9 protein-coding genes and 1 riboswitch are annotated in these 7,552 nt (G+C 28.4%); of the genes, 1 reads left to right on the top strand and 8 read right to left on the bottom strand.

The features are described 5' to 3' along the window. Positions 1-491: 491 nt before the first annotated feature. From VK071_02945 to thiM, 6 genes are all read right to left on the bottom strand, one after another. Positions 492-878 (bottom strand): hypothetical protein, encoded by a 387-nt coding sequence (locus VK071_02945; protein HLR34268.1) that lies wholly within the window; start codon positions 876-878, stop codon positions 492-494. A gap of 247 nt (positions 879-1,125) precedes the next feature. Continuing rightward, positions 1,126-1,512 carry a hypothetical protein gene (locus VK071_02940; protein ID HLR34267.1) on the bottom strand — a complete coding sequence of 129 codons (387 nt, stop codon included), beginning with the start codon at positions 1,510-1,512 and terminating at the stop codon, positions 1,126-1,128. Positions 1,513-1,697: 185 nt separating this feature from the next. After that, positions 1,698-2,477: a bifunctional hydroxymethylpyrimidine kinase/phosphomethylpyrimidine kinase gene (thiD, locus tag VK071_02935; protein ID HLR34266.1), complete on the bottom strand. Its 780-nt coding sequence runs from the start codon at positions 2,475-2,477 to the stop codon at positions 1,698-1,700. Further along, a complete protein-coding gene (locus tag VK071_02930; GenBank protein HLR34265.1) occupies positions 2,462-3,118 on the bottom strand; it encodes an HAD family phosphatase in 657 nt (218 codons plus the stop codon). Before VK071_02930 ends, thiD begins: the two co-directional genes overlap by 16 nt. Then, positions 3,099-3,752, bottom strand: coding sequence for a thiamine phosphate synthase (thiE, locus tag VK071_02925; protein HLR34264.1), 654 nt, complete (start codon positions 3,750-3,752; stop codon positions 3,099-3,101). The genes VK071_02930 and thiE overlap by 20 nt, the downstream gene beginning before the upstream one ends. Continuing rightward, on the bottom strand, positions 3,739-4,563 hold the full coding sequence (gene thiM, locus VK071_02920; GenBank protein ID HLR34263.1) for a hydroxyethylthiazole kinase: 825 nt from the start codon (positions 4,561-4,563) through the stop codon (positions 3,739-3,741). Before thiM ends, thiE begins: the two co-directional genes overlap by 14 nt. A 51-nt stretch (positions 4,564-4,614) precedes the next feature. Then, a riboswitch (TPP riboswitch) is annotated at positions 4,615-4,726 on the bottom strand. 213 nt (positions 4,727-4,939) lie between these two features. Between thiM and VK071_02915 the strand changes: the two genes are divergently transcribed. Then, on the top strand, positions 4,940-5,389 hold the full coding sequence (locus VK071_02915; GenBank protein ID HLR34262.1) for a hypothetical protein: 450 nt from the start codon (positions 4,940-4,942) through the stop codon (positions 5,387-5,389). Between the two features lie 79 nt (positions 5,390-5,468). Here VK071_02915 and VK071_02910 read toward each other — a convergent pair whose 3' ends face one another. Together VK071_02910 and VK071_02905 are read right to left on the bottom strand one after the other, a co-directional pair. Beyond that, on the bottom strand, positions 5,469-7,217 hold the full coding sequence (locus tag VK071_02910) for a hypothetical protein (protein HLR34261.1): 1,749 nt from the start codon (positions 7,215-7,217) through the stop codon (positions 5,469-5,471). Positions 7,218-7,249: 32 nt separating this feature from the next. Further along, a complete protein-coding gene (locus VK071_02905) occupies positions 7,250-7,423 on the bottom strand; it encodes a PH domain-containing protein (protein ID HLR34260.1) in 174 nt (57 codons plus the stop codon). Between the last annotated feature and the right edge of the window lie 129 nt (positions 7,424-7,552).

The following is a 7,552-nucleotide window of genomic DNA, read 5'->3' as shown; positions in this document are numbered from 1 at the left end:
GACGATACCCTTTTTATTAATTTTAAAATGAAAAGTTCTAATTATCTCCAATAGAAAACCTTCTTCTTTAAAGTAACCTTTACGCCCATTAAATATACTTATTGTGAAGCTTTAAATGGTCATCAATTCCATAACTTTTTTAAGTCTAAATATTCCTAAAAAATACATCAAGTATGGCTTCATACATAATCACTCTCATATAAATAAACTAATAATCCTAATAACTTTGTAAATATCTTTTTTTGCCTCCTTTTAAGTTTTCTATATAAAAATCCTAGATATAACCTACGACTTTTAATCAAATTATTGTATTTTTAATAACATGAACTTGTATTACATGTAAAAATAGACATAATTTGAACACAAAATAGCCACAGTCCTACCGTGACTTTTATATACATTTTATTTAATACGGTTACACATTAAATTTGAAAAAGCTTAAATTACATGATATCTATTTAACCAATAATTCACAATAAATTTATAAATAATTAATATCTCTCTACATCAATTTTCTCTTCATCATCCCTAGTTTCTGATTCATTCTTCGCCATTGTAAGAATAGCTATAAATAGCAAAGAAAATATTTCACCTAATATAAAAATTAATCCTACGACAGTCGCTAAGGTTTTAATGTATTCAGATGAATCCATTTGTTTTTTAAAATGGATAATAGAATAAAGTGTTATGCAATAAACTACAGTTATAACAATTAAAAAAATATCTATGCCTTCGTCACTAATGCAAGGATTAATTCTTACAAAGATACGACCAAGTAATATACCTATTAATATAAATAATAACAAGCTGACAATATAAAAACCAATTGCTTCCTTCAAATTTCTTTCCATACCAAAATCAGTTAGGTTTTTAAACATATATATCCTTCCTCCATCTCTCTCTATATATAGCCTGACCTTCTATAAGAATATTCTACATATTATAACAAACTCCTTCTTCAAAATAAATTTCTAAAAGATATGAAAAGGTTCTAAGATTTATTACATATTGTACTTTCCCTATCCTGTCCACAGTAACTAGATTTTAAAGAAAAAATATCGGCATCTATCCAGATGCAATTACATCTGGTTTCTGCCGATAACTTCACATAAAAATTATGAACAATTAACTTGTTTCCGTATCACTTACTTCTGCATCAGTCTCAATTTCCGATTCATCATCTCTCGTTGTTAGAAAAGCTACAATAATCAGAGAAAAGATTTCACCTAGTAATAGACTGAGTACACCAGTAATTATTCCGAGTATAATGTATAAAAATGAACTCATTTGTTTTTTAAAATAGATAATGAAATACAGTATTATACAGTAAGCTGCAATAAGAAACGTAGCAATTTTATCTATTACTTCTTCACTAGCATAAGGGTTAATTATTCCGATTATAACGCCTACTAAGAAACAAATTAGCAATAGTAATAGTAAGTAGGCGATATAAAAGACTATTGCTTCCTTCCAATTTCTTTTCATATTTAGATTATTAAGTTTTTTGAGCATTTGCCCCCTCCTTTAGATAATATCATCATTCTTCCCTTTATTATGATATTTACTTCCCTCTCCTTTTATTACTCCTTTCTTAATAATCTATGAAAAACCCTAAAATCTGTGAGCTTTTTTAATATCAGCTATGTATTCTCAAAAATAAAAAAAGCATCTGAATTCAGATGCTTTTTTTATTTCTTTTAAATATTGTACAAATGATTTAAAGGTCCTCTGCCTTTTCCTAAATCTAAGTTTGATTTAATTGCCCCAGTTAAATATATTTTAGCATTTTCTACTGCTTCTAATATATTCATTCCTTTAGCAAGATTTATTGCTATAGCCGAAGACAATGTACAGCCTGTACCATGGGTATTAGAATTTTCTATTCTTTTACCTTCCAACCAATAAAGTTCACCATCCATATATAATACGTCATCTGCACTATCTTCTAGATGTCCACCTTTAACTAATACAGCTCCTTTTATAGATTCCCCGATTATTTTAGAAGCCTTCTCCATATCTTTTTTACTTTTTATTTCTATTCCACTTAAGACCTCTGCTTCAGGCATATTAGGTGTAATAATATCTGCCAAGGGTAATAATTCGTTAATTAAAACTTTTTCTGCTGTAGATTTCATCAATGAATTTCCACTAGTTGATACCATTACTGGATCTATTACAATATTTTTAGCCTCATATTCTTTTAGTTTTTCAACTATAACCTTTATTATTTCTTCATTTGATATCATACCAACTTTTATTCCATCTGGATAAATGTCAGTAAAAACTGCATCTAACTGTTCCCCTATAAATATAGGGGGCAAGTCTATTACATTTGTTACCCCAGTAGTATTTTGTGCCACTACTGAAGTAATAACACTCATCCCATAAGTTTTATGTGCCGCAAAGGTTTTTAAATCCGCTTGTATACCTGCCCCTCCACTAGGGTCAGTCCCTGCTATAGTTAATAATTTTTCCATAATTTATCTACCTCCAATTGACTAAAATCATCAATATATATATCTGCAGCCTTTTTTATTTCATCTAAATCAGGCAAAGTTGATTTATCTTTAACTGCAACGACATTTAGATTACATTTCTTTGCCGATATTATACAATGAAGAGCATCTTCAAATACCCATATATCTTTAGGGTCCAGTTTCAAACGATTAATTGCAGTTTTAAAAAATTCAGGCTGTTCTTTACTTAATCCAATATTTTCAACAGTTTGAATAAATTCGAAATAATCCTTTATACCATATCTATTTAAAACCATTGAAACAAGATGCTCATCTGTAGCAGTAGCTATAGCCATTTTTATATTTCTACTTTTAAATTCCTCTAAAATCTCCAATACATAAAGCTTTAATTGAAGTCGGTTACTATAATAATCAGCCAGTAATTTTTCCATATCTTGATTAATTTCATCAGGTGTATCTTTAAGCCTAAATCTTTCTTTTATATAAAAGCAGGCTTCTTTTAAGGTCAGCACTTTCAAAGATTCACCTAAATCTTTAGGTGGTTTAATTCCGATAGATAATAAATAATTATCAGCTAACCCTTCCCATAACCACATGGAATCAATAAGAGTTCCATCTAAATCAAATATTGCTGCTTTCACTGAATACCCCCTTGGAAAGTTTGTATAAATTTCTTGTTGCTCTTTCCACATCTTTCTGGGCTAGTATTGCAGATATTACTGCAATTCCATCTAATCCACTACCCTTCAGAAGATGTATATTTTCTTTATTTATACCTCCTATACCTATTACCGGAATATTAACAGTTTTTGTAATCTTTTTTATTTCTTCCATTTCTACATTAGTTGCATCTAATTTTGATGTTGTAATAAATACAGAACCTACTCCTAAATAATCAGCTCCTGCTTTTTCAGCTTCTATAGCCTGCTCTACATTACTTACAGATACTCCAAGTATCTTATTTTTTCCCAATGCCTTCCTTGCCCTTGTAGCTACTAGATCAGATTGTCCAATATGTACCCCATCTGCATCTACTTCCATAGCTATGTGGATATTATCGTTTATTACAAAGGGAACTTTGTATTTATCAGTAACCCTTTTCACTTTAATAGCTAATTCTTTAAAGTTATTATAATCAAGATTCTTTTCTCTAAGTTGAATAAAGGTAGCCTTATTTTTCAATATAGACTCCACAATTCCAGGAAGAGTTTCATCTTTTAACCAAGTTCTATCTGTAACTAAATAAAGGAGCATGTCTTTTCTACTTAACTTCAATTTTCATTCCCCCATTTAATTTTTCTTCATTTAAATTACTCATATAATCAATTAAATATGTTCTCAAAGAGCCTGTCCCCAAGCCTTTTCCAATTGACTTTTCGTTTGCTAATTCCCCACATAGTCCCATAGCTGCAACAGCTAAAGCTGTACTTTCTAAAATATTTTCTGAATTTGCTCCTATAAATCCTCCTATTAAACCTGATAACATACAGCCTGTTCCTGTTATTCTTCCCATATTTTTATCTCCATTCCTTATAAGATAAGTTTTTTTACCATTAGTAACTATATCTATAGGTCCAGTAATTGCTACTACTGCATTATTTGTCTTACTAATCTCTTTTCCCATCTCTATATATTCATCAATATTATCTTCATTTATATTATCTTCTAAGCTAACATCAACTCCACTAGAGGTTTCTGTTTTATTAAGTATTGCTTTAATTTCAGAAGCATTTCCTCTAATTACAGAAAGCTTAATTTCTTTCAATAATCTTAAAGTTGTATCCATTCTAAGCCTAGATGCACCTACTCCTACAGGATCTAAAACCACAGGGTGAATTAATTCATTTGATTTTTTACCTGCCTTTACCATAGACTCTATAGTTCTAGAATTTAATGTTCCTATATTTAAAACTAGAGAATTACATATGGATGTTATATCTGATACCTCTTCAATATCGTCTGCCATTATTGGCCATGCTCCTGAAGCTAAAATAATATTAGCTACATCATTTACCGTTACGTAATTAGTTATACAATGTACAATTGGAGTTCGTTCCTGTACATTTTTAAAAATTCTTTGAAACATCAACATCCCTCCATTTTTTATATAAAAAAGACTTGCCATAGCAAGTCTCATTATCCATTCTTATATGATACCTACGTTGGCATTATCCAAATCAGGTTATATGGTCGAACCAATATCATAGTTCCTCTCAGCAAAGTTTAACTAAGCTCCCATTTTTATTTTCTTTTGTAATTTAATCATATCATATATTATTTAAACAAATCCAATATTTTTATGTTTTTCATTTTAAAACTTCACTATTTACTATAATCAAAGGGTTAATCATTTATTAATATAAATAAATCAATCTTAAAATTTTTATTTACCTTTATTATAGGTAAATACTATATAATATGATATAATAATAATAGAATATATCGGCAAGGGGGTTGAAAAAATGGCTATGAGTAATGAAGAATTTCAACAAATAGTGTTACAAAAGTTAGAGACCCTTGAAGTAGGACAGAAAAATCTTGTGGACGGACAAAAAAACCTCGAGGTGGGACAAAACAATCTTGAAAAAGGACAGAAAAACCTTGAGATGAGGCAAACAAAACTTGAGAAAAGGCAGGAAAACCTTGAGATAGGACAAACAAAACTTGAGAAAAGGCAAGAAAGCCTTGAGATAGGGCAAACAAAACTTGAGAAAAGGCAAAAAAGCCTTGAGATAGGACAGAAGGAAATAAAAAAAGATATAAAGGCTATAATAGAACAAACTGCTAATTTAACAGAGTTTAGAGAGGAAATAAATAATAAAGTAGATACATTGACAAACGAACTAAACACTATAGAATTTATAACATCAAAAAATTGGAACGATATAGCAAAGTTAAAATTAGCAAAATAGAACTCTAACTTAGAGTTCTATTTTTTGTGAAGTTTTGTTAAATTAGTTTGTTTCATAAATAATAAAAAATGACCTTTAATTATGAATATTTTTCTGCTTGCATAACTGCTTTTTCATATATTTCACCTGGATAACCTAAATATTTTAAAATTGCTATAGCATTCCGGCTTACACAAGTTCCTTTTCTCAATATATAGTCAAATATTATATCCTTGTTTTCAATAGTTTCCTTAAAATGATAGTTTTCATATCTGCTATTTACTAAAGTTGTTAGTTCTAAATCGTGAGTTGCAGCTACAACACAGGCATTTTTATCAATCATATAGTTTAATACTACACTAGCAGCACTAATTCGTTCTGTAGTATTAGTACCTCTAAATATTTCATCTAAAATACATAGTATTGGGTAATCAGGCCTAAGAGAGTCAATTACTCTTTTTAATGCCTTAGCTTCTGCCATAAAATAACTATCTCCTTTAACAATACTATCTGTAGTACCAATTGAGGTAAATAATTTAAAATAAGATGAATTATAATCTTTTGCCAATACCATATATAATGTTTGAGCCAAAATAGCATTTATACCTATAGTCCGTAAAAATGTAGATTTTCCTGAAGCATTGGAACCTGTAATTAAAGCACCCTTATTGCTCAGTTCAAAAGAATATGGAACTGGATTATCTAACAAAGGATGATACATTTCTTTTGTTTTAAGATACAATTTTGAGCTTTCATTTTTTAAATTAGGTTCAGCATAATAATCTAACCCCGAAGTATAGGAAGCAACAGATATATATGCGTCTATTTTTCCAATTATAGTATATATTCTAAAAATATCTTCTTTATGTTTATTAAGCTGTTTAACAGTTTTATAAAATACTTTTGGTTCTCTTAAAAAGATCATATTATAGTAATCCATCAATACTTGAGTCTCTGTTTTTAAATCTTCATTATAGTTTATTTTTGAAATATTCTTTTTTATCCTTCTTGTCTTTTTTAATAATTCTTTTAATTCATGTTCATGTAAAATTAACTCTTCGTTTAAGCCATCACTATTTAATTTTACTATATTTTCTGCACAATTAATGAGACTTCCTAAATATTTAAAAGTTTCCATTTCCTCATATATTCTGCGCTTATTACTATTATAAATCCCTGCATTTACCATGATTACAAGGATGAATAAAGAAAAAGCAATTTGAGTATTAAAGAAAAATAATACTAATGGCAGATAAGGTAAATAAGATAATAACTCATATATCATCAATGGTTTCGTATCCACATTAAGACCATTTTCAAAGTATGTAAATATTTTTGTACCTTTTTCTTTACCTAATATAGAAATAAGATATTGTATCTCATGTGAAATACTTTTATTCTCTCGTAATAAATTTATTTTTTTATTTCTTTTTTTAAGTACATTTTCTTCAAAGAAAGGTCTCCTAAGAATATAATACAAATATTGTATACCAGGCAAACTCATAGTATGGTCCATTTTACTAAATACAGTATCCATATCTAAATCAAACCAGGTAATATTATCAATTTTAAAACAGACTTCTTCCTTTTTTGATAGAAAATTATGTAAATCCTCTTTGTTTGAAAGCCCTAAACTTTCTTCTCTTTCTTTTCCCCATTGATCTTTAATTATCTTCATTTGCATTTTAATATACTTTTCTCTTTTCTTCTTTTGATATATTAATAAGAAGATTATAACTAATATAGGTAGTATAAAGAATAAATAATTCAGTTGTATACCTAAGGCTACACCACCAATGATTAATCCAAAAGATATTATTTCTATTAAGAAATCTAAATTATGCCCCACACTATCACGTCCTTAAAATATTATATCTAACCCTACATAATAATTTTTATATTTTCATTTTCCTTTTCAAGAAATTCAACGAATTTATACTTATCTTCGGGAGATATTAATATCATACTAAAAAACTCATACTTTACTTCAAGTCTATCTCGTGAAAGATTAGCTGATGCAATTGGATTTTTGGAGAGTCCCTCCTTCAAAATCAATATATTTATATTTCTATAAATATAAATTCATCATCACAGCATCAAAATATTCTTCATCAATTTTAAAATATTTTTCATATAATCCAATTTCCTTAAATCCAAACTTTTTATAAAGTTTTATTGCATTTA

It is taken from the genome of Tissierellales bacterium (assembly GCA_035301805.1).
Taxonomy (GTDB): Bacteria; Bacillota; Clostridia; order Tissierellales; family DATGTQ01; genus DATGTQ01.
Note: the sequence above shows the minus strand (reverse complement) of the source record. Positions and strands in the feature narration are given on the sequence as shown.